This window comes from Streptomyces cinereospinus, assembly GCF_042430725.1.
In the GTDB taxonomy this organism is placed as follows: Bacteria; Actinomycetota; Actinomycetes; order Streptomycetales; family Streptomycetaceae; genus Streptomyces; species Streptomyces cinereospinus.
Genome location: NZ_JBHMCY010000022.1, coordinates 1 through 20,782, shown reverse-complemented (window position 1 = coordinate 20,782; position 20,782 = coordinate 1). Strand labels below are relative to the sequence as shown.

At 73.7% G+C, this 20,782-nt stretch carries 19 protein-coding genes and 2 pseudogenes; 7 read left to right on the top strand and 14 right to left on the bottom strand.

The window, feature by feature from the left end:
* The first annotated feature begins 10 nt into the window (after positions 1-10).
* Complete coding sequence (locus tag ACFF45_RS13950; protein WP_381346271.1) at positions 11-1,240, top strand: cytochrome P450 family protein; 1,230 nt, start codon at positions 11-13, stop codon at positions 1,238-1,240.
* Between the two features lie 79 nt (positions 1,241-1,319).
* On the opposite strand, the gene ACFF45_RS13945 is transcribed toward ACFF45_RS13950, so the two are convergent.
* Complete coding sequence (locus ACFF45_RS13945; protein ID WP_381346150.1) at positions 1,320-1,490, bottom strand: hypothetical protein; 171 nt, start codon at positions 1,488-1,490, stop codon at positions 1,320-1,322.
* 299 nt (positions 1,491-1,789) lie between these two features.
* On the opposite strand from ACFF45_RS13945, the gene ACFF45_RS13940 reads away from it, so the two are divergent.
* Positions 1,790-3,421, top strand: coding sequence for a multicopper oxidase family protein (locus tag ACFF45_RS13940; protein ID WP_381346149.1), 1,632 nt, complete (start codon positions 1,790-1,792; stop codon positions 3,419-3,421).
* 38 nt (positions 3,422-3,459) lie between these two features.
* Here the strand turns inward: ACFF45_RS13940 and ACFF45_RS13935 are convergent, their stop codons facing one another.
* A complete protein-coding gene (locus ACFF45_RS13935; protein WP_381346147.1) occupies positions 3,460-3,651 on the bottom strand; it encodes a hypothetical protein in 192 nt (63 codons plus the stop codon).
* A gap of 366 nt (positions 3,652-4,017) precedes the next feature.
* Complete coding sequence (locus ACFF45_RS13930; RefSeq protein WP_381346145.1) at positions 4,018-5,199, bottom strand: FAD-dependent monooxygenase; 1,182 nt, start codon at positions 5,197-5,199, stop codon at positions 4,018-4,020.
* 873 nt (positions 5,200-6,072) lie between these two features.
* Here ACFF45_RS13930 and ACFF45_RS13925 point away from each other — a divergent pair.
* Complete coding sequence (locus ACFF45_RS13925; RefSeq protein WP_381346143.1) at positions 6,073-6,576, top strand: MSMEG_6728 family protein; 504 nt, start codon at positions 6,073-6,075, stop codon at positions 6,574-6,576.
* An 86-nt stretch (positions 6,577-6,662) separates the two neighbouring features.
* Here ACFF45_RS13925 and ACFF45_RS13920 read toward each other — a convergent pair whose 3' ends face one another.
* On the bottom strand, positions 6,663-8,015 hold the full coding sequence (locus ACFF45_RS13920) for a M28 family peptidase (protein ID WP_381346142.1): 1,353 nt from the start codon (positions 8,013-8,015) through the stop codon (positions 6,663-6,665).
* A gap of 281 nt (positions 8,016-8,296) precedes the next feature.
* Between ACFF45_RS13920 and ACFF45_RS13915 the strand changes: the two genes are divergently transcribed.
* Positions 8,297-9,616 carry a GAF domain-containing protein gene (locus tag ACFF45_RS13915; protein ID WP_381346140.1) on the top strand — a complete coding sequence of 440 codons (1,320 nt, stop codon included), beginning with the start codon at positions 8,297-8,299 and terminating at the stop codon, positions 9,614-9,616.
* A gap of 16 nt (positions 9,617-9,632) precedes the next feature.
* Here ACFF45_RS13915 and ACFF45_RS13910 read toward each other — a convergent pair whose 3' ends face one another.
* The 5 genes from ACFF45_RS13910 to ACFF45_RS13890 all read right to left on the bottom strand — a co-directional run bounded on the left by ACFF45_RS13910 (position 9,633) and on the right by ACFF45_RS13890 (position 14,355).
* A complete protein-coding gene (locus tag ACFF45_RS13910; protein WP_381346138.1) occupies positions 9,633-10,628 on the bottom strand; it encodes a bacteriocin fulvocin C-related protein in 996 nt (331 codons plus the stop codon).
* A gap of 28 nt (positions 10,629-10,656) precedes the next feature.
* Positions 10,657-11,010 carry a hypothetical protein gene (locus ACFF45_RS13905; protein ID WP_381346136.1) on the bottom strand — a complete coding sequence of 118 codons (354 nt, stop codon included), beginning with the start codon at positions 11,008-11,010 and terminating at the stop codon, positions 10,657-10,659.
* Between the two features lie 66 nt (positions 11,011-11,076).
* Positions 11,077-11,454, bottom strand: coding sequence for a peptidase inhibitor family I36 protein (locus ACFF45_RS13900; protein WP_381346134.1), 378 nt, complete (start codon positions 11,452-11,454; stop codon positions 11,077-11,079).
* Between the two features lie 47 nt (positions 11,455-11,501).
* A complete protein-coding gene (locus ACFF45_RS13895; RefSeq protein WP_381346133.1) occupies positions 11,502-11,870 on the bottom strand; it encodes a hypothetical protein in 369 nt (122 codons plus the stop codon).
* A gap of 46 nt (positions 11,871-11,916) precedes the next feature.
* Positions 11,917-14,355 carry a sensor histidine kinase gene (locus tag ACFF45_RS13890; RefSeq protein WP_381346131.1) on the bottom strand — a complete coding sequence of 813 codons (2,439 nt, stop codon included), beginning with the start codon at positions 14,353-14,355 and terminating at the stop codon, positions 11,917-11,919.
* A gap of 23 nt (positions 14,356-14,378) precedes the next feature.
* On the opposite strand from ACFF45_RS13890, the gene ACFF45_RS13885 reads away from it, so the two are divergent.
* Positions 14,379-15,086 carry a response regulator gene (locus ACFF45_RS13885; RefSeq protein ID WP_381346129.1) on the top strand — a complete coding sequence of 236 codons (708 nt, stop codon included), beginning with the start codon at positions 14,379-14,381 and terminating at the stop codon, positions 15,084-15,086.
* Positions 15,087-15,159: 73 nt separating this feature from the next.
* Here ACFF45_RS13885 and ACFF45_RS13880 read toward each other — a convergent pair whose 3' ends face one another.
* Entirely contained in the window at positions 15,160-15,537 is a 378-nt protein-coding gene (locus ACFF45_RS13880; protein WP_381346127.1) for a peptidase inhibitor family I36 protein, read from the bottom strand.
* Positions 15,538-15,796: 259 nt separating this feature from the next.
* Here ACFF45_RS13880 and exaC point away from each other — a divergent pair, with 259 nt between their 5' ends.
* Positions 15,797-17,320 carry an acetaldehyde dehydrogenase ExaC gene (gene exaC, locus ACFF45_RS13875; RefSeq protein ID WP_381346125.1) on the top strand — a complete coding sequence of 508 codons (1,524 nt, stop codon included), beginning with the start codon at positions 15,797-15,799 and terminating at the stop codon, positions 17,318-17,320.
* A 22-nt stretch (positions 17,321-17,342) separates the two neighbouring features.
* Here exaC and ACFF45_RS35650 read toward each other — a convergent pair.
* The 3 genes and pseudogenes from ACFF45_RS35650 to ACFF45_RS13860 form a co-directional block, all read right to left on the bottom strand.
* Positions 17,343-17,795 (bottom strand): annotated as a pseudogene (locus ACFF45_RS35650) (IS701 family transposase); the annotation flags it as partial.
* Positions 17,738-17,872, bottom strand: a pseudogene (locus ACFF45_RS35645) (IS701 family transposase); the annotation flags it as partial. The pseudogenes ACFF45_RS35650 and ACFF45_RS35645, both read right to left, overlap by 58 nt.
* Positions 17,873-17,973: 101 nt before the next feature.
* Entirely contained in the window at positions 17,974-18,888 is a 915-nt protein-coding gene (locus ACFF45_RS13860) for an NmrA/HSCARG family protein (protein WP_381346121.1), read from the bottom strand.
* 101 nt (positions 18,889-18,989) lie between these two features.
* On the opposite strand from ACFF45_RS13860, the gene ACFF45_RS13855 reads away from it, so the two are divergent.
* Entirely contained in the window at positions 18,990-19,622 is a 633-nt protein-coding gene (locus tag ACFF45_RS13855; protein ID WP_381346120.1) for a TetR/AcrR family transcriptional regulator, read from the top strand.
* A gap of 349 nt (positions 19,623-19,971) precedes the next feature.
* Here the strand turns inward: ACFF45_RS13855 and ACFF45_RS13850 are convergent, their stop codons facing one another.
* A complete protein-coding gene (locus ACFF45_RS13850) occupies positions 19,972-20,292 on the bottom strand; it encodes an ArsR/SmtB family transcription factor (RefSeq protein ID WP_381346118.1) in 321 nt (106 codons plus the stop codon).
* Between the last annotated feature and the right edge of the window lie 490 nt (positions 20,293-20,782).

Sequence of the window (20,782 nt, the reverse complement as noted above, 5' to 3'; positions counted from 1 at the left end):
GGGAGCCATGATGAGTCAGCAGCCGGTCCTTTTCCCCTACTCCGACCCGGTCTTCGTGGCGGATCCCTTCCCGCTCTACCGGCAGCTGCGCGAGGAGGGCCCGGTCCGGCGCGCGGTCATCGCGGGCGGCCTGGACGCCTGGCTGGTCACCCGGTACGCGGACGGTCTGGCGGCCCTGTCCGACCCGAGGCTGAGCAGCGACATCCGTGACGCGTCGGACCCCCGGCTGATGGCGCAGCTGCCCGAGTTCGAGCGCGAGTCGATGATCAGCAACATGCTGCGCGCCGACCCGCCCGACCACACCCGGCTGCGCCGCCTGGTCTCCAAGGCGTTCACCGCGCGCCGGGTCGCCGGGCTGCGGCCCCGCGTCCAGGAGATCACCGACCGGCTGCTGGACGCGGTGGCGCCGGCGGGCCAAGCGGATCTCGTGGCGGACCTGGCGCTCCCCCTGCCGGTCACCGTGATCGGCGAACTGCTCGGCGTGCCGGCGGACGACCGGTACGACTTCCAGCGGTGGACCGACGACATGCTGCTGCGCGGGGAGACGATGCCGGACCCGGCGGTCGTGAACGAGGCGTGGCGGCGGATGCGCGCGTATCTCACGAAGCTGCTGGAGTCCAAGCGCGCCCGGCCCGAGGACGACCTCCTCAGTGCGCTGATCAGCGCCCGCGACGAGGAGCGGCGGCTGAACGAGGACGAGCTGATCTCCATGACGTTCCTGCTGCTGGTGGCCGGGTACATCACGACGGTCAGCCTGATCGGCAGTGGGATCGCCGCGCTGCTGCGCCATCCCGGCCAGCTGGAGCTGCTGCGCGCCGATCCCGGGCTGCTGCCCGGCGCGATCGAGGAGTTCCTGCGCTACGACGGCCCGGTCAGCCCGGGCATCCCGCGGTTCGCGCGTGAGGACGTCGAGATCGCGGGCGTGACCGTGCCGCGGGGTGCGACCGTGCTGATCGCGACCGCGATCGCCGACCGCGACCCGGCGCGGTTCCCCGCCCCCGACCGGCTGGACGTGGCGCGGCAGGACAACGGCCATCTGGCGTTCGGGCACGGCATCCACTACTGCCTGGGAGCGCCGCTCGCCCGGCTGGAGGGCCAGATCGCCATCGGCACGGTGCTGCGCCGTCTGCCGGACCTGGCCCTGGCCGTGCCGCCGGCCGAGCTGCGCTGGCGGCCCGGCGGGCTGCGCGGCCCGGCCCGGCTGCCGGTCACCTTCAGCCCGGCCGGCCCGGCGGGCTGAGCCGCGCCCGTCGACGCGTCCTTGGTGTCGTACGGCTGCCGGGGCGCGTGGTCGTCCCGGACGGATACGCCGTCCGTGCTCAGCGCCCCGATCGCGACGTCGGCGAGCCGGCGGGGGCCTGCCCGCGCTCGACGGCGCCAGCCTCGGCCGTACCGCCGGCCGCCGCGAGCGGGGCACCGGCCAGCAGCCAGCGTCTGGTGAGGCCTCTGGCGCGGTGCGCGTCGCTCTCCGGGTACTGGTTTGCCGTCACACGCCGACTCCCTTTCACGTGTTCGATCGATTCCGTCACGTTCATGTACACGAACAGTGTGTTGCATGAGAGACGACTTCGAAGTCGCCTCCCCTTTCAATACAGCGCCTGCCCGCCCTCCGCCCTACGCTCACACAACCCGATCGCGCCGTCGGTCATGCATATGAACAGAGAAGGCGCGTCAAACCACCGATCGCGGCGCCCACGACGCTCGCACGGTGGGCTCCGCCACGACCTAATCGCGAGACGCGCCGCTTAGGTTCGCACAGATAAGGCGATAAAACAGGTCTTATTCATTCATGAAGAGATATACGCGGCGCGCCTTGCTCGGCGCCTCGATCGTGGCCGCCGGCTCGGGGGTTCTGTCCGCCTGCTCCGGGAACGACGCGCAGCCCGAGGCCGGGCCCACCGGCCACCGGGGCAACGCGCACAGCGGCGGCGGCTTCGTCCCCAAGGGGCCCAAGGGATACGTCAACCCGTCCGATCCCGAGGTCCTCACCGCCGAGCGGAGACGCGGGCCGGGACCCGTACGAAGATTCACGCTGACCGCCACCGAGACCTCCCTCGACCTGGGCGGACGGACCGTCAGGTCATGGGCGTACGGCGACACGCTGCCCGGCAAGGAGGTGCGCATCACCGCGGGCGACGTACTCGACCTCACGCTCGCCAACCATCTGGGGGAGGCGACCACGCTGCACTCGCACGGGGTGCGGATGCGGTGCGACATGGACGGCGTACCGGGCCTGACCCAGCCCTCCATCCAGCCCGGCGCGGACTTCAGGTACCGCTTCGCCGTGCCGCACCCGGGCACCTACTGGCTGCACTCGCACTCCGGGATGCAGCTCGACCGCGGTCTGTACGCCCCGCTGATCGTGGAGGATCCCAAGGAGCCGCTGTCCTACGACAAGGAGTGGGTCGTCGTCCTGGACGACTGGGTGGACGGCGTGTCCGGCTCCACCCCGGACGGCGTGCTCGCGCAGTTGCGGGGCGGCAAGGCCGCGCCGATGGACATGGGCGAGGGCCCCGCGCACCACGGCCCGGGCGGTGACGGGTCCAACGGCGACAGCGACTCCTCCCCCCGCGCGTACGCCGGTCCCTCCCGCGTCCTGCGCGAGTCGCACAGCCGTGTGCTGCACAGCATGGGAGGCAACGTCGACTACCCGCACTACCTGATCAACGGCCGCCTGCCGAAGGCCCCCACGGTCTTCCGGGCCCGCCCCGGGGACCGCATCCGGCTGCGGATCATCAACGCCGGGGGCGACACCGCCTTCCGCGTGGCCCTGGCCGGCCATGAGATGACGGTCACCCACACGGACGGCTACCCGGTCGAGCACACCACGACCGACGCGCTGCTGCTCGGCATGGCCGAGCGCTACGACGTGCTGGTCACCGCCAAGGACGGCGTTTTCCCGCTGGTCGCGCTCGCCGAGGGCAAGGACGCGCAGGCCATGGCCGTGCTGCGCACCAGCGGTGGCAGCGTCCCCCCGCCCACCGCGTATCCGGACGAGCTCGACGGCATGCTCGTGCCCGCCCGGCGCCTGGTGCCGCACGAGTCCGTGGCGCTCAGCGACGACGAACCCGACCGCGAGATGCGCATCAAGCTCACCGGCGGGATGGAGAAGTTCAACTGGGGCTTCGACCACGAGCCCTACTCCATCCAGAAGCGCATCCCGATCCGGGAGGGCGAACGGGTCCGCATCAGCCTCATCAACGCCACCGACATGTGGCATCCGGTGCACCTGCACGGCCACACGTTCGCCCTCACCGGCATCGACGCGGTCGGCGCCCGCAAGGACACCGCCCACGTTTTGCCCCACCGCAAACTCGTCATCGACTTCTACGCCGACAACCCGGGTCTGTGGATGCTGCACTGCCACAACCAGTACCACTCCGAGTCCGGGATGATGACCATCCTCGGCTACCGGAAGTGACCCCGGTCGGGTCCCGGCCCGGACCGGGACCCGGCAGGTCAGGGACGTGCCGTCCGCGCGCACAAGTACGGACGCGCGAGCAGCAGGCCCGCGCCGGCCAGCGCGATGCCGAAGTGCACCGGGGCCAGGTGGAGGACGTCCGTGTAGTGCATCGCGCCGAGCACCACGACCGCCGGGAGGAACCCGGCGGCGGCCGCCGCCGGCCAGGCTCCAGAGCGCCCAGGACTCACCCCGCCGCCACCCCCACGCGCTGAGCAGGACGATCGCCACGGCGGCGGCCGTCAGGGCGCCGCCGAACCCGGCCCGGTCGTGCGCGACGAACGGCACGAGCCGGGGGTTCACCGCCTGGAGCGTCCGCGTGCCGGTGCCCAGGAAGGGCAGGTCGGACGGCACGAGGACGCCGGTCAGGCCGACGACCGAGATCACCGCCCCGCCGACGAACGGCCCCGCCCCCGTGACGATCAGCAGCCGGCCGGCCGGCGCGCGTCGGCGCTCCGGCTCCGGCCCCTCGGGCGCCAACCGCCGGCGCGCCGCGTGCGGAACCCAGCGCACCCCGGCCACGAGACCGCGCAGGGGGTGGTACGTCCAGTCCGGCATCAGTCGTTCCCGCTCTCCGCGGCGTTCGCCGGGGCGCCGGGCGCGGTCCAGCCGAGCACCGGCGCCATGGAACGCAGGGTCGCCCACGCGGGCGTCAGCCGGGCCGCCGTGTCGCGCAGCAGGACCGCGGGCGGCCACGCCAGCTGGCCGACCGTGCCGAGCCGGGCGGAGCGGCGGACGACGGCCTGGGTCCGCGGGCGCCGCAGCCGGTCGTAAAGGCCGAGCGCGGCGGCCGTGTCCGGGGTGCCGTCCAGGCAGTGGGCGAGGGTGACCGCGTCCTCCAGCGCCTGGCACGCGCCCTGGCCCAGGTTGGGGGTCATGGCGTGGGCGGCGTCGCCCAGCAGCGCGACCCGGCCGCGGACGAAGGAGGGCAGCGCGGGCAGGTCGTACAGGTCGTGCCGGAGCACCGCGTCCTCGGGGACGGCGGCGAGCAGGGCGGGGACGGGGTCCGGCCAGGAGCCGAAGCGGCGCAGCAGTTCGGCGTACTCGGAGGCGGCGCCGGCCTCACCCGCCGGCAGCGACGCGGTCGCGAAGCAGTACCTCCGCCCGCCCGGCAGCGCCGTGTGGCCGAACCGTTCGCCGCGGCCCCAGGTCTCGGCGCCCTCGGCAGGCGGCGCGGCGAGCGGCCCGGTGACCATGCGCCAGGCGGTGTAGCCGGCGTACCGGGGCGGGGCCGCGGCGGGCCACAGGGCACGGCGGACCGCGCTGCGCAGTCCGTCGGCGCCGACCACGAGGTCCGGCCGGGACGTGCCCCCGCGGTGTTCGACGACGGGTCCGTGGGTGTCGTCGCGGACCGCGTGCACCTCGCTGTCCGGCCGCAGGCTGCCCGTGGGCAGCGCCTCGACGAGCGCCCGCAGCAGGTCCGCGCGGTGCAGCACGACCAGGGGATGCCCGAAGCGGCGCGTCAGCTCCGCGTTGTCCGTCCGGGAGAGCCAGCGGCCCCGGCGGTCGCGTACGCCGCCCGTGGCCTCGACGGCGCCGAGGGCCCGTACCGCACCGGCCAGGCCGAGCGCCTCCAGCGCGCGCAGCGCGTTCGGCCAGAGGGAGATGCCGGCGCCGACCTCCGTGAACTCCGGGGCGCGTTCCAGCACCTCGACCTGCCAGCCTCGGCGGTGCAGGGCGACGGCCGCCGCGAGGCCGCCGATCCCGCCGCCGACGACGGTCGCGGCGCGCTGCGGCATGGGTCCTCGCTCCAGGTTCGGGGGCCGCCCCGGTCCACCAGGCCGTGCTCGCGTACCCGGGGGTGGTGCCGTGCGACGCGGGTCCGGCCGAGCGGCGCCCCATAGCACCATGCCGCCGGACGCCTGTCAACGCGCCGAGGGACGAAGCGGGCTGGTCAGGCCCACTGCCGCAGGCTCGGGCGGATCGCGGCGGCGGGAGCGCCGGGCCGCGAGCGCCGGGCTGCGAGCGGCGCGGGCTCGGCCGACGCGGGCAGCGGTGCGCCGTCGCGGGGCGCGCCCGGCCGTCCCCCGTGGCGCTGCGGGACGCCGGTGCCCGGCCGCGGCTGTCGGACATCCCGCCGGCGGAACGTCCCTCGGGTCCGGGCCGGGCCGCCCACGGCCTGTCCCAGTCGGGGTCCGGCGCCCGCCGGCCGCTCGAACAGCTGGCCCATCTCACCCGGACCGGCGGCCTGTGCCGTTCGTGCCGACGGACGCGGAACGCCGGCCGGCGGGGACGGACGAGGAAGGACGAGGACGACCGGACGGTTCCCGCACTCACCGTGGACGGCACGGCACCGCCGCTCGGGGGCGCCCCCGTGGGGACCGTGGCCCGCGGACACCGCCCGCGCGGCGAAGTCCCCGGGGCGGCCGGGCGCCGGCCGCGCCGCCCGCGCCCCGGCCGCGGCCACCGCCGGGCCGGCGACGGCCACCGCACCATGCCTTCGAGCATCCCCGCTCCCGTCACCCCGGCACCGCGCTACCGCGGAAGTCCCGTGACGTATCGCGCCCGCCAGGTCCGCGGGGAAGGATGGGGCAGAAGCTCGCGCAAGCCCCCCTTCAGGACGTATCAGCGAAAAGCCAGGATCCAGGAATCAGCGACTCAGGACGGCGACCATGCAGACGTTCCTGCCCGACCCGGACTTCCGGCGCTCCGCCCTGCTGCTCGACCGCCGCCGTCTGGGCAAGCAGCGCGTCGAGGCGCTCCAGGTACTGCGGGGCCTGACCGTGCCGGGGTACGGCTGGCGCAGGCACCCGGCCGTGCGCATGTGGACCGGGTACGAGGAGGCGCTGGTCCGGTACGGGCTGGAGGTCTGCCGGGTGTGGCGCGAGCAGGGGCACCAGGACAGCTGTGCCGCCTCCCTGGTCGCCGGTTTCGGCGCGAGCCACCCGGGCTCCCCGGTGCGCGGCCAGTCGGTGCTCGCGGCCGCCGGGGAACTGCCGCCCTGGCTCGGTGACGAGGCCTTCCACCTCAGTCACCGTTCCGCACTGGTCCGCAAGGACCGGGAGGCGTACGGGGACGCCTTCCCGGGTGTCCCGGACGATCTGCCGTACGTCTGGCCGCGGTCCGACCGGGACGACGGTGCCGACGAGGGGAGCGGTCACGCTTCCGTGCGGTGAGCCGGGCACGGGAACCGGGCCGGAGGCACCCGCCGGTGAGCCGGCGCCCTCCCCCGGTTCCCGCGCGAGCCGACCGGGCCGACCGGTCAGAAGGTCAGCTTCCAGCTGTCGACGTAGCCCGTGTCCTGCGCGGCGACGTCCTGCACCCGCAGCCGCCAGGTCCCGTTCGCCGGCTCGGCGGACGCGTCGACGGTGTACGTGGCGACGACGTTGTCGGCGGAGTCCGAGCTGCTGGAGTCCTTCAGCCGGTAGGCCGTGCCGTCCGGCGCCAGCAGGTCGACGACCAGGTCACCGCGCCAGGTGTGCTTGATGTCCACCCCGGCGCGCAGCGCCGCCGGCGCGTTGCCCGTGCGGCCCGAGACCGTGAGGGCGGAGGTCACCGCGGCCCCGTTGTCCGGGACGGCGACGTCGGCGGCGTTCTCGTACGACTCGCCGGGCGGCACCGGCTCCGCCGTTCCCAGCGTCCAGATCGCGTGGGCGAGGGCGTCGCTGTTGCGGTCCAGCGCGGTGTCGTTGATGTTGGCGGTGGTGTCGCAGGAGGAGTGGTAGCACCGGTCGAACGCCTGGCCGGAGGTACCGCCCCACTTGGCGGCCTGCGCCGCCGTCTTCGTCCGGCCGGCGCCGGTGAACAGGCCGCCGACCGGAATACCGGCGTTCTTGAAGGACGCGTGGTCGGAGCGGCCGTCGCCCTCCGTCTCGATCTCGGTCGGTACGCCGATGCCCGCGTACCAGTCCTTGAAGACCTTCTCGATCGCCGGATCGTCGTCGTAGACGAAGTAGCCGGGATTCGGGGAGCCGGCCATGTCGAGGTTGATGTACCCCGAGACGCGGGCGCGGTCGGCGGCCGGCAGGTTGTTCACGTAGTGCTTGCTGCCGACCAGGCCCAGTTCCTCGGCGCCCCACCAGGCGAACCGCAGGTGCCTGGCGGGCCGGAGCTGGGCGCGGGAGACGGCGAGGGCCGTCTCCAGTACGGCCGCGGAACCGGATCCGTTGTCGTTGATCCCGGCGCCGGAGGAGACCGAGTCGAGGTGCGCCCCGGCCATGAGGACCTGGTTCGGGTCCCCGCCGGGCCAGTCGGCGACGAGGTTGTACCCGGTGCTGCCGGAGGTGGTGAACTCCTGGACGGTGGTGGTGAAGCCGGCCGCGTCGAGCCTGGCCTTCACGTAGTCGACCGAGGCCTTGTAGCCGGTCCGGCCGTGCGCGCGGCTGCCGCCGTTGGCGGTGGCGATCGACTGGAACTGCGTGAGGTGGGCCTTGACGTTGCCGATGGGTATGTCGGGCGCCGCCAGGACCCGGGCACCGGCGGTGGCCGCCCCGGTGCGGTCGGGCGCGGCCGAGGAGGCCGGCGCGGCGGCGAGCAGGCCCGCCACGGTCACCAGGGCCGCGGCGGCCAGGCGTCCGGAGGTGCTCACGGGCAGGCTGGATCGCGGATGCGTCATGGGGGGAGCCGCACTTTCTCGTCGATGTCGCGTCGGTGCCGCCGTCGATGTCCCGACGGCGGAGGGGAGTCGAGCGATGCCTGGATCGGTGGTGCCAGAGCTGTGCGGGTGCCGTGTGCGCCTGATGCTGAGTCAGGTGCTGATGCTCCGTCAAGAGCGTGATCCGGTCACGGTCGTCCGCTGAGCGGACACTCGGCTGGAGGGCCGCCCGTCGAAACGGTTGTCGGCGCGCACCCGTGGAGCGACGATGTCCCCAGCGCACCACCCTGCGGGAGGCGACGTTGACCGATCCCTGGGTGGCCCTGGAGCCGGGGGCCGACCCTGCCGAGCGCGTCCGCGCGCTGCACCGCGCGTACGAGACCTTCACCGAGGCCGGTACGGTGCCGCGGCCGGTGCGCGAGGTGGTCGCCGACTCGTGGCGGCGCTCGGCGCGGGCCGGGGTCCGTCCGGACGGCACCGCCGACGTCGAACTCACCGACGGCGACCTCGGCGTCCACCGCGCCGAGCACCCCCTGGCCCCGGTGGTGCCGCTGTTCCGGGAGCTCATGGGAACGTTCGCCGCGGACGGCCGGCACCTGCTGGCGGTGTGCGACGCGCACGGCAGGCTGCTGTGGGTCGAGGGGCACGCGTCGGCACTGCGGCAGGCGGGGCGGATGAACTTCGTGCCGGGGGCGCGCTGGGCGGAGAGCGCGGTCGGCACCAACGCGCCGGGCACGGCGGTCGCACTCGACCGCCCGGTACAGGTGTTCGCGGCCGAGCACTTCGTCCGGCGCGCGCATCCGTGGACCTGCGCGGCCGCGCCGGTGCACGATCCGCGCACGGGACGCGTGCTCGGTGCCGTGGACATCACCGGCGGGGACGGCCTGGCCCACCCGCACAGCCTGGGTTTCGTCCAGGCCGTGGCGCGGGCGGCGGAGTCCCAGCTGGCGCTGCTCGCCCCCGCGCGTCCCGGCACCCGGGCGCCCCGGCTGGCCGCGCTCGGCCGGGACCAGGCGCTGCTGACGGCCGGCGGCCGCAGGGTCCGGCTCAGCCGCCGGCACAGCGAGATCCTCGTCCTGCTCGCCCGCCACCCCGGCGGCCTGACCGGCGACGCACTGCTGTGCGCCCTGTACGACGACGAGTCGGTGACGCCCGTGACCCTGCGCGCGGAACTCGCCCGGCTGCGCCGGATGCTCGGCCCCGGACTGCTGGCCTCGCGCCCCTACCGCCTCACGGCGCCCGTCGAAGCGGACGTCACCGTCGTGGAGCGCCGGCTGGCGGCCGGTGCGGTCACCAGCGCCCTGACCGCGTACCCGGGCCCGCTGCTGCCCGCCTCCCAGGCTCCGGCCGTCGTCCGGCTCCGGCGCCACCTCGCGGACGGCCTGCGCGCGGCGCTGATCGCCCGCCGGGATCCCGACCTGCTGGCCGACTGGGCGCACGCGCCGTGGGGCGAGGAAGACCTGGACGTGTGGCGGTCGCTGGCCGCGGTCCGGCCGACGGCGGCGGTCCGGGCCCGCCTGGCCGCCCTCGAATCCGAGCTGGCGGCACCGCGGCGGGCCGCGCGCCCCGGGCCCGGCCGCGACGGACGGGCCCGGCCGGACAGGCTCCGGGGCCTGTCGTGACGTGCCGCCGGGATCGCTACAGGCACCGGCCGTCGCACGGGTCCAGCCACAGCAGTCCGCAGCCGCGCGTGGTGCGGGTGCAGTTCCACGGTTCCGCGTCGCAGATCTGCCCGCGGCCGCAGCCGTCGACCTTGCACCGGGCGTCGCACTCCGGGAGGGCGGCGACTCCGGCGAGGACCGGGGCCGCCGTGGCGCCCCGGCGGTCGGGCGGGCCGAGCGTGCACAGCAGCGCCCGGGTCCCGGCCGGGCCGAACGCCGCGTGCGCGGCGTCCTCCAGGGCCCGGAGCTCGGCCGCGGCGGCCCGGTCCGCGCCGTCCGCGCCGTCCGCGCCGTCCGCGCCGTCCGCGAAGACGGTCGCCGCCAGGCGGGTCGCCCGGTCGACGACGGCACACCGGGCCGGACTCAGCTCCGGGTGCCGCGCCCGGTAGTGGGCGAAGTGCGCCGTCCACAGCTCGCGCCGCACCGCCTCGGGCGCCGCGCGGAAGATCGCCTTGCGGTCGGCCTCCGGGTACGCCGACAGGTCGGGGTACGTGATCAGCCGGGCGACGTCGGACGGCGCGCGCGGGCCCCGGTCGGCCGGCGCGTCACCCGCCCGCGGCCGCGCCGCCGCCCGGGCGGACGCCGGCGTGGTCAGGCCGCCGGAGAGCAGGAACGTCCCGAGCGCCACCCCGGGCAGGGACTTCAGCAGCGTCCGCCGGCCGGAGCGCCGCACCACGTCCGCCTCGCGCAGCGCCCGCGCCACCCGCAGCGAGCCGACGGGGCCGAGGAGCACCGCCAGCCGCAGGGACAGCGCGGTCCCGGTCCAGGCCCGCACACCGCCGGGGCCCACCCGGACCAGCGTGGGCGCCCAGGCGGCGTCCGGGCCGCGTGCGTGCCGGCGCAGGTCCCCGACCCGAGGGTCGGAGAGGGGAGCCGCGGTGAGCCCGGCGTCGGCGAGCACGCCGCCCGTCCGCTCCATCACGTCCGCGCACAACCGGCAGTCGGCGTCGAAGGCCAGGATCCACTCGGCCACGGCGATTCCCCTCTCCTCGGTCCCGTCGTCAGCCGACGAGGTTGCAGTCGGGGACGTATCCGACGACGTTGGTGGCGAGATTCCGGCCGTACAGCCAGAAGTTGGTCGTCACCCCGTTGTCGCAGGTGTAGTAGTCCCAGGGCCCGCCGTTGCTGATCATCTCGAATCCCTGGCCGGGGCTGCCCAGGCCCAGCCGGGTGGAGGGCTGGAGCGGGGTGGCCCAGATGATCACTCCGGGGACCCGGAAGTCCAGCCCGCGCGCCGCCGCGGTCCCGGCCGGCGGCGGGGTGACGCCGGATCCCTCGCCGTGGGCCGGCGCCGCCGCCGCGAGCGGGGCGAGGCTCAACGCCATGACGGCGAGCGCTTTACGGATCTTGCTCATCTCAATCTCCTGTGCGATTGCGGGTGGTGGTTCGTCGAAGGGAGTGGCCGGCGGTCGGCGTCGGCGTCAGGGGCTGCATTCGCCCAGCCGGACGGAGCTGACCCTGTTGTCCCACTCGGGCTGGAACGGGCCCGCGGCCCCCGGATACACGCGCGCGTACTCGGTGCCGGCGTAGCCGCGCTCGTCGTACACGCACCAGACCGTGCCGGGGACGTTGTGGGCGAGGGACGACGCCCGGTTGTCCATGCTCTGCCGCGCGAGGTCGGGTGAGCCGCTGCGGAAGCTGGCCATGAGGCCGGTGCCGTCCGGGCCGTCGAACAGGCAGAAGTGGCCGGCGGGGCAGCGCTCGAAGCCGCTCGGCGCGGAACTGGCCGGTGGGGCCGCGAACAGCGCCGCGGAGGCCAGGACGGTGGACAGGACGAGGAGTCGGCGGGTGGTCGGCACGTCGGTGCTCCTTCTCTCGGGAAAACGGAACGGGGGTGGTGCGGGTGTCAGCCGCACAGCTCGTGCGCGACGCGTTCGTTGGTGAACTGCACGAACACCGTCACGCACTCGGCGGGGACGCTCGCCCGGGCCCAGCGGAACCCCATGCTCTGGCCGCTGCGCAGGAGCTGGGTGTGCGAGCGGCGCTCTCCGTCGCTGTCGACGAAGCCGATGGAGACGTTGGCGGCGGTGCTTCCGGTGCGCTGGTAGGCCACGTCGCCGAACTCGCGGCTGGTCTGGGCCCACAGCACGCCGTTGGGCATGTCCCAGCGGCCGGTGGCCTGCGGGGCGGCGACCGCGGTCTGCGCGGTCAGGACGATCGCCGCCGCGGCCGCCGCCGCGGCCGTCGCCGACCGCAGACGGGTGCGGATGGTCATGGGTGACTTCCTCTGCCACGGGGCGCCGGCCGTTCCGGCGCCGTGCTCAGAGCTTCCGCCGCCCGGTGTCCCGGGCGCATGAGGCGCCGGTCTCGTCTCCGTCCCGTCCCGCGGCCGGGACAGACGGGAGCGAGGACCCGGGCGGGGACGCTACGGCGGCCGTCGGCAGCACCGCGTACACCCGGGTGCCGGACGGGCCGCTCGTCACCTCGCAGACGCCGCCCAGCTCCCGGGCCCGTTCGGCCATGGACGCCAGTCCCACGGCGCCGGGACGGACGCGGGCGGGCAGTCCCGTGCCGTCGTCGACGACGGTAAGGACGGCGGCGTGGGGATGCCGGGCGAGACGGACCTCGCACCGGGTGGCGCCCGCGTGCCGGACGGTGTTCGCGAGCGCCTCCGCCGCGATCCGGTACACGGCGCTCTCCACGGCCGCGGGCAACGACGATCCGGGCGCCGCCCCGCACTCCGCCGCTCCCGGAACCGGCTCCGGCTCCGGCTCCGGTCCGGCGTCCCGGTCGGGTGCCGAGTCCGGCACCGGTCCGGGGTCCCGGCCCGAAACCGACTCCGGCACCGGCCCGGCAGCCCCACCCGGTGCCCAGCCCCGGGCCAAGCCTGGCTCCAGCTCCGGCTCCGCTTCCGTGACCACCGTGATCACGATCCCGGGCGTCGCCAGCGTCTGCGCCATTTCCCGCAGCGCCGACTCGAGTCCCTGCTCGGTCAGCACGGCCGGGCCGAGGCCGTCGGTGAGACGCCGGGCCTCGGCCGTCGCCTGGGCGATCGCCTCGACGGCGGGCCGCAGCGCGGTCTCCACGCCCACGGCGGCCGACGCCCATGGCGACGCCGGTGGCCGCGCCGAGGGTACGGACGGGGCGGCGGGCGGGACGGATTCCGCGGCGCCCGGCGGAAGCACCGCCAGGGCGGTGTCCAGGTGCATCCGGGCCGCGGCGAGCAGCGGGCCGAGGCCGTCGTGCAGCTCCCGGCGCAGCCGACGCCTCTCCTCCTCGCGGGCGAGGACGAGTTGCCGCCGGGCGGCCCGTACGTCCTGGATCAGCCGCAGCGCGGCCATCGCGGGCGCGGCCTGGTCGCTCAGCAGCTGAAGGAGCTCGGCGTCCCGGCCCGACAGGTGCGGCTCTCCCGAGCGCGGCGCCACCCGCAGCGTGCCGATCACCTCGTCGTGGTGGCGCAACGGGAACTCGTGTGCCCCCTCCCCCCGCCAGGACCCTCCGGTGGTGGCCAGGACGCACGGGCCGGAGCGGGTCGCCACCTCGACCAGGGCCATGGGGAAGCGCAGGTCCTCCGTCGCGCAACGGCACAGCACCACCGGGACGTCGTCCGGTTCCGGCGCTTCGCGCAGGCGCCGGGCGAGCCCGCGCACGGCCTCGTACGGTGCCGCGCTCCTGCCGTGGAAGAGGTGGTCGACGCGGCGGCTCGCCCACCCGGTGAGCGGCCGCAGACCGGAGCCGATCAGCACGGCGACGACCGCGACGGCGAACGCCCCGGCCCCGTCGGCGTCGGGCAGCACCGTGGAGACCGTGGCCGCGGCCGCCGTGTAGGCGACGACGACCGCGGTGACGACGACGGCGGTCACGAGCAGGCGGCGGCTGGTGCGGTCGATCTGCCACATGCCGCCCTTGCCGATGACGTACGCGACCGCCGCGTACCAGCCGGCCGCTCCGGTGGTGAAGGCCGCGATCACCGTCCAGGAGGGCGTCCCGGGCAGTTCCTCGACGATGTCCCCGTACGTCCAGGGGAGGTACGCGGCGGCGAAGGCGACGGCCTCGCGGCGCGCCCACCGGCCGGCCCGGCGCCAGCGACGGGCGACGACGGACGCGTTCACCAGGGCGCAGAGCACGATGAGCAAGAGGTTCGCGGCGGCGCAGGGCTCCAGGACGGCCAGGGCCGCGCGTTCCCAGAGGGTCCCGCGCAACGGGTGCGGGCCCGTGCCGGGCGCGTCCTCCGTGGCCGTGGCGACGAGCGTGATCAGGACGCATGCCGCCGCCAGTGCCGCCGCGTACAGGCGGACCAGGCGTCCCGCGCGGCGGGGCGCCGGGAAGGTCAGGGGCAGCACGACCATCGCGTAGCCGTGCGCCAGCGAGCACAGCTGGGCGACGAGGTGCGCGGCGAGGCGCGCTCCCGGGCCGGGCTCGGCCAGGACGACCAGTTGCCCCGTGCACAGCGGCAGCGTGAGCCCGAGCCCGGTGGCGAGCAGCAGCCAGCCCGCCGTACGGTCGGCGGGGCGTACCAGGACGAGGAAGCCCAGGACGGCGCACGGCAGGCCGACCAGGGCCGTGGACAGGTCCGTCCCCATGTCCAGGCGCCAGCCGCCCGACGGCGGGTGGAGCGTGCACAGCGCTCCCCAGCCCAGCACGGACGCGACGCACAGCAGGAGGCAGAAGGCGGCCGCCGCCCACTCGCGCTCCGGGGCCGCGACCTGGCGCGGCCGCCGCGCATCGACCGCCCCCCGGCCGCTACCCTTGGTGATCACGCCACTACAAGTAGCATGCGGGCGTGGCAGACACCATCGAAGACCGCCCGCTCCTGCGGGTCCTGATCGTCGACGATCACCCCCTGTTCCGCTCCGGACTGCGCGCCGCCCTGGACAGTGCCGCGGACATCGGCGTCGTGGGCGAGGCGGGGGACGCCGAAGCGCTGGACGTCCTCGTCGACGACACCCGGCCGGACGTGGTCGTCATGGATGCCGGACTGCCCGGCATCTCCGGCACGGAGGCCGTACGCAGGCTGTGTTCGAGCCACCCCGGGCTGCCGGTCCTCATGCTGACGATGGCGCAGGACGACGCCAGTCTCCTCGCCGCGTTGCGCGCGGGGGCGCGCGGGTACCTGGTCAAGGGGTCGGGGCGGGACGCGGTGCTCAACGCCGTGCGGACCGTCGCGACCGGAGGGGCGGTCTTCGGACCCGAGATCGCCGACCGGATCGCCGCCCAGCTGGCCGGCTCCCGCCGGACCGAACCCGGCCCGCCCTTCCCCGAACTGACGCGCCGGGAGACCGAAGTCCTCGAACTGGTCGCGCGGGGGTACGACAACCGGCGCATCGCCCGCGAGCTGGTCCTCTCGGACAAGACCGTCCGCAACAACGTGAGCCGTATCTTCGCCAAGCTCCACGTCGCCCACCGGGCCGAGGCCGTCTCGCAGGCGCGCGACGCGGGGCTCGGCGCGCCACCGCCCGCTCAGGCCCGCCGCTCGCCGGACCCCGCGTGACCACCGTGCGCCTCGCGATCGACGCGGCTGCGGCTGGTACGGCTGCGGCTCCGTCTCGTGGTGCCGGACCCGATCAGCAGCTTCGGCACCACGAGACGGAGCCGACCCGCCACGGGAACCGCGGCGACTCCCCGAGGGGCAGTTCCATGGTGCGTCCCGCGTTCCTGCACGTGCCTTCGCGGAAGACGTAGTAGGTCCGGCCGGAGTTGTTGATGACCGATCCGGGTGAGATCTCGGTGAAGTCGTCGCAGCCGTCGGGCTCCTCGTTCGGGGGTGGCGGGCCGCCCCACTGGAAACCCTGGAAGTCGGGGTGCTCCCACAGGCAGATATGGCCCTGCGCACACTGGGCCCTCGCCGCCGGCGGCGACCCGGTGGCCGCGTGGGCGGCCGAGACCGGGGACATCGCGGCCACCGTCGTGATCAGTGCGGTCAGGAGGGTGCGGACGCGCATGGGAACTCCAGTGATCGGTCCAGGATCCTCCGGGAGGGATACCCCGTGCCGTCCTCGACGCCACGGACCTTCACCCGAAAGAGTCCGCACCGGTGACGGCAGCCTGTTCCGCCCCAGGGGGTCGTGACGGCACGACACCCCACCACTCCCCGGGCGACGCGCCGCCGCGGCCGCAACCTGGATGCAACGTCCGCCTCCCTACCCTCCGGCGCAGAGCCGCCCGACGGCGGGCGGCGTTGCCGAAGGAGGCCGGTGCAGCATGACCCGTTACGCGGCGCCCGGGAGCGAGGGCGCGATCGTCTCCTACCAGCCCCGTTACGACCACTTCATCGGCGGCGCGTACGTGCCTCCGGTCAAGGGGCGGTACTTCGACAACCCGAGTCCGGTGACCGGGCAGCCGTTCACCGAGGTGGCCCGCGGCACGGCGGAGGACGTCGAGGCGGCACTGGACGCGGCGCACGCGGCGGCGCCCGGCTGGGGACGCAGGCCGGCCACCGAGCGGTCCGACATCCTGCTGAAGATCGCCGACCGCATGGAGGCCCACCTGGAGCCGCTCGCGGTCGCGGAGACCTGGGAGAACGGCAAGCCCGTCCGGGAGACCCTCGCGGCCGACATCCCGCTGGCCATCGACCACTTCCGCTACTTCGCCGGCGCCTTACGCGCCCAGGAGGGCTCGCTCAGCGAGCTCGACGACGACACGGTCGCCTACCACTTCCACGAGCCGCTGGGCGTGATCGCGCAGATCATCCCGTGGAACTTCCCCATCCTGATGGCGACGTGGAAGCTCGCGCCCGCCCTCGCCGCGGGCAACACGGTCGTCCTCAAGCCCGCCGAACAGACCCCGGCCTCCGTCCACTACTGGCTTGGCCTCGTCGCCGACCTGCTCCCGCCGGGCGTGCTGAACATCGTCAACGGCTTCGGCCCGGAAGCCGGAAGGCCGCTCGCCTCCAGCCCCCGGGTGGCGAAGGTCGCCTTCACCGGAGAGACGTCCACGGGACGGCTGATCATGCAGTACGCGGCGGAGAACCTGAAGCCGGTCACGCTCGAGCTGGGCGGCAAGTCGCCGAACATCTTCTTCGACGACGTGTGGGAGAAGGACGACGAGCTGCGCGACAAGGCACTCGAAGGCTTCACGATGTTCGCGCTGAACCAGGGCGAGGTGTGCACCTGCCCGTCCCGCGGACTGATCCAGCGCGGCAACTACCCCGACTTCCTGGCCGCGGCGGTCGCCCGCACCGAACTGATCAGGCCGGGGCACCCGCTCGACACCGACACCATGATCGGCGCGCAGGCCTCCAGTGAGCAGCTCGCCAAGATCCTGTCGTACATCGACATCGGCCGGCAGGAAGGCGCCAAGGTCCTCACGGGCGGCGAACGCGCCGACCTCGACGGCGACTTGAGGGGCGGCTACTACGTGCGGCCCACGATCTTCGAGGGCGACAACCGCATGCGCGTCTTCCAGGAGGAGATCTTCGGCCCGGTCGTCTCGGTCACCTCGTTCGAGGACTTCGACGACGCCATCAAGATCGCCAACGACACGTCGTACGGCCTCGGGGCGGGCGTGTGGAGCCGCGACATCAACACGGCGTACCGCGCCGGCCGGGCCATCCAGGCGGGCCGCGTCTGGACCAACTGCTACCACGCCTACCCGGCGCACGCGGCGTTCGGCGGCTACAAGCAGTCCGGGATCGGCCGGGAGACGCACAAGATGATGCTGGACCACTACCAGCAGACGAAGAACCTTCTCGTCTCGTACTCGCCGAAGAAGCTGGGCTTCTTCTAGTACTCCAGTGCGGTTTCGTGATCTATCCAGCAGGTTCGTCGGGAGACCGTCGTTGGTAGTGGCTGCGGCGGGCTGTTGCCTGGGGGCGTCTGCGCCAGTCGGACCAGTGCAGCAGCCTGGTTGCTGACAGGGCTGGTGGGTTGAAGACGGCTGCGAGCAGGTGGCGGATCTCCGGGACGGTCGGCTTGATCGGCTCGCGGCTGCTGGCGGAGTGGTGCGGACCGGCGGACGGGTTGGGGGCTGCGCCGACGGCGACGGCGGTGAGGAAGGCCAGGGCGGGCATGGCGAGCGTGATGTGCCGGTGCCATGAGGTCCCGTGCCTGACCTGGTAGTGGTCGAGTCCGACCTGGCCCTCGGCGGCCTGGAAGCACTCCTCGACGCTCCAGCGGACACCGGCGACGCGGACCAGCTCCGCGGCGACAGCAACCCAAGCAGGTAGGCGCGAGCACTCGCCCGGGGCTCGACTCGCCCGAACCGTCCCGCAATCCGGGCCATGACCTGGTCGAACATCGCCCGCCAGCGGGCAGGGTCTACGCTATGGCCTGCGGCCACCGCACGATCTTCAGGAGTCCACACAACCCCCGATGATCACGCGGTGGCCGTACCCGTGCCCAGCCGGGTCCGCGACAAGATCGCGAAGTCAGACCGGAGTACTAGCCGGACACGGGTGTCAGATGCTCATCCGCCCACTCGGCGAAGGTGGTGACCGGGATCCCCAACTCCCGGGCGAACTCGGGCCGGGCGGGCTGGACGATCGCGTTGTTCCACTCGTGTCCGGCTCCCCACGTCGGCATGCCCGCATCGAGGGCCTCTTCCAGGCTCATGGAGGGTGCGGTCACGGGCACGCCCCAGGCGGCGGACAGGGTTTGCGCGATCTGCTCCATCGTGCGCAGGTCACCGGTCAGCTCCAGTTCCACCTGGTGGAACCGGTCAGGGTCTCGAAGGGCGTGCGCCGCAGCCGTGCCGATGTCCCGCACGGCCACCAGGGCCAGTTCGGTCTCCGGCTTCAGTACCGTCAGCAGTCCGCCCCGCGGCCCCTTGGGTGCCAGCAGGGGCAGGTTCTCCATGAAGAAGGCGGGCTTGATCACCGTCCAGCGGGCGAAGCCCGCACCCCGCACCGCCTCTATGATCGCCTGCTTGGTGTGGAAGTAGTCCGCCATCGCCGCCCAGCGGCCCTCGGCCCAGCCGGCGACCCGGGTGTGCTCACCGACTCCACTGGTCGAGGACTGCACGAACTGCCGTACTCCCTCAGCCTTCGCCGCGTCCACCAGGTTGGTGGCTTGGGCGAGCTCGCCCGCGAAGTCCACGCCGGTCTCGGTCATGGGCGGCGTCTGCACCGAGAACACCGCGCGGACTCCCTCGACCGCTGGGCCGAGGGAGGCCCGGTCGGAGAGATCCGCCCGCACCAGCTCGGCGCCCAGCGCCTCGATCGCCTGGGCGGACTTCGACCGCGGATCGCGTACGAGTGCACGTACGGGCACCTCGGCGGCCAGGAGTGCGCGGGCCGTGGCCCCGCCTTGCTGGCCGGTGGCTCCGGTGACCAGGACGGTATCGCGGTTGATGGGCATGGTTGCTGCTCCTCACATATCGGAGGCAGGAAACGGCGGGGCCCGCCGCTTTGCCTGCCGCTAAGATATGGCGGGGGCCGCCGTTTAGCAATGAGGAGATCATGACCAGTCAGCGCTCGGACGCCCGACGCAACTACCAGCGCATCCTCGCCGTCGCCAAAGCCGAGGTCGCCGCGCACGGCGCCGAGGCATCCCAGGAGCAGATCGCCCGCACCGCGGGCGTCGGTTCGGCGACCGTGCGCCGTCACTTCCCCACCCGCCGTGCCCTGCTCGAAGCCGTCTTCCAGGAGCGCATCGAGGACCTGTGCGAGCACGCCCACCGGCTGAGTGCGACCGAGGACTGCCGCACCGCCCTCCTGGAGTGGTTCCACGCCCTCGTCCTCTACGCCGTCTCAGCCCGCGGATTCGCCGACACCCTCAGCTACGAGCCTCCCGCCGAGGAACCCTCCCCGCACTCCTGTGGCAACAGAATCGCAGCGGCCGGAACTCCCCTGCTCCAGCGGGCCGTTCGCGACAAGGCGGTTGCACCGCACGTCACCTTTCACGACCTGCTGACCCTCGCCGTCGGCATCGCCCTGGCCACCGAGCACCACAAGGACCCCGAGACCCAGGCCGACCGCCTCTTCCGCCTCGCTGTGGAAGGGCTCAGCCCTGAGCACGGCAGCGTTGGGGTATCCATGAACTCAGAGACTTCGGTACTGGTGACAGAAAGTCTGCCGAACGGGCGGTTGTGACAGGTGGGATGCCTGATCGGTGACAAGAAACGTGCCTCGACCGGTCCTCTCCGCCAGCTCATCCGGCGTCGCCGGTGACAACTCCTGAGCTTCGGCTCAGCCCATCGACCGCGACAAGAGCCCGCTGTTCGGTCCCGACCACGACACGCTGATCTGCAAGGACCCGGAGCCCACCGACGATCTCCAAGGTCTCACGGGGAGAGCGTGTGCCCGCCCCTGGAGGCCGATCTGCTGGCCGGGCTGCTCCCTGTACGGACGGCACCGAGCGCACAGATTCTGGGTCCCGCCGAGACAGGTCAGCGTCTTCCCGTACTTCCCCGGCGTCTGTCTTGCAGCGCGTTGACGCGGTTCAGCTCGCCTGGCCTGCGGCGATGACGGCCTGGATCAGGCCCGGGAACCGGCGGTCCAAGTCCTCCTTGCGGAGGCGTATGTAGAGACCGTTCCCGGCATCGCGCTGATACACCAGGCCCGCCTCGCGCAGTACCCGCCAGTGACGGGTGCGACTGGACTTGGCCACCGGCAGGTCGAAGGAAGCGCACAGCCGCTCTTCATCCGGCCGCTCGGCCAGCTGGGCCACAACCCGACGCCGGTTCGCGTCGGCCAGCGCCAAAAGGATGGGCCCCACCTGCAACTCCTCGGCGCGAGGGTGCACCAACTCGCCTGCCGTCATCACTTCACCCCTCGACAAGGTACGCCTGATTGCGTACCTTCCCAGAGGTACGCAACTACGCGTACCTTACTGCTGCTGGGGGAGTCATGTCCGTACCCGCATCGCCGCGCCGCCGAGTCCTCTCGCACCTGCACGTGTCTGCGCAGACTCTTGTTCATCGAGCAGTCGCCCTTCGTGATCCTCCGACCCGGGCAAGGCTTCCGCCCCTCGCGCGCGAAGGCATGAGGACCCGAGCCGCCCATGAGGCACGGCGCCGAAGCCCGTGCCCGGCCGGCCCGTATGACACGGCGCCGCCACCTCATGCTCCCCCGGTCGGTGCGACTTTTCCACCAGGCGGCCGCGGGCTGCATGCGCATGGCCCCCATGTGGCGCCCGACCGCCGATCAGTCCTGGTCATCCCCCTCGACGTCACCTCGAGGCCGGCTGCACCAACGGACTCACCCGCCGCGGGGGTCAGGCGCTCACTGCCCCTTTGCCCGAAGCCGGCGGG

Excerpts from the sequence above, each read along its gene's own strand:
- ACFF45_RS13925 (WP_381346143.1), top strand. The coding sequence starts at position 6,073 with ATGCAGACGTTCCTGCCCGACCCGGACTTCCGGCGCTCCGCCCTGCTG.
- ACFF45_RS13920 (WP_381346142.1), bottom strand. The coding sequence starts at position 8,015 with ATGACGCATCCGCGATCCAGCCTGCCCGTGAGCACCTCCGGACGCCTG.
- ACFF45_RS13895 (WP_381346133.1), bottom strand. The coding sequence starts at position 11,870 with ATGACCATCCGCACCCGTCTGCGGTCGGCGACGGCCGCGGCGGCGGCC.
- ACFF45_RS13940 (WP_381346149.1), top strand. The coding sequence starts at position 1,790 with ATGAAGAGATATACGCGGCGCGCCTTGCTCGGCGCCTCGATCGTGGCC.
- ACFF45_RS13860 (WP_381346121.1), bottom strand. The coding sequence starts at position 18,888 with ATGCCCATCAACCGCGATACCGTCCTGGTCACCGGAGCCACCGGCCAG.
- ACFF45_RS13850 (WP_381346118.1), bottom strand. The coding sequence starts at position 20,292 with ATGACGGCAGGCGAGTTGGTGCACCCTCGCGCCGAGGAGTTGCAGGTG.
- ACFF45_RS13855 (WP_381346120.1), top strand. The coding sequence starts at position 18,990 with ATGACCAGTCAGCGCTCGGACGCCCGACGCAACTACCAGCGCATCCTC.
- ACFF45_RS13930 (WP_381346145.1), bottom strand. The coding sequence starts at position 5,199 with ATGCCGCAGCGCGCCGCGACCGTCGTCGGCGGCGGGATCGGCGGCCTC.
- ACFF45_RS13950 (WP_381346271.1), top strand. The coding sequence starts at position 11 with ATGAGTCAGCAGCCGGTCCTTTTCCCCTACTCCGACCCGGTCTTCGTG.
- ACFF45_RS13880 (WP_381346127.1), bottom strand. The coding sequence starts at position 15,537 with ATGCGCGTCCGCACCCTCCTGACCGCACTGATCACGACGGTGGCCGCG.
- ACFF45_RS13905 (WP_381346136.1), bottom strand. The coding sequence starts at position 11,010 with ATGAGCAAGATCCGTAAAGCGCTCGCCGTCATGGCGTTGAGCCTCGCC.
- exaC (WP_381346125.1), top strand. The coding sequence starts at position 15,797 with ATGACCCGTTACGCGGCGCCCGGGAGCGAGGGCGCGATCGTCTCCTAC.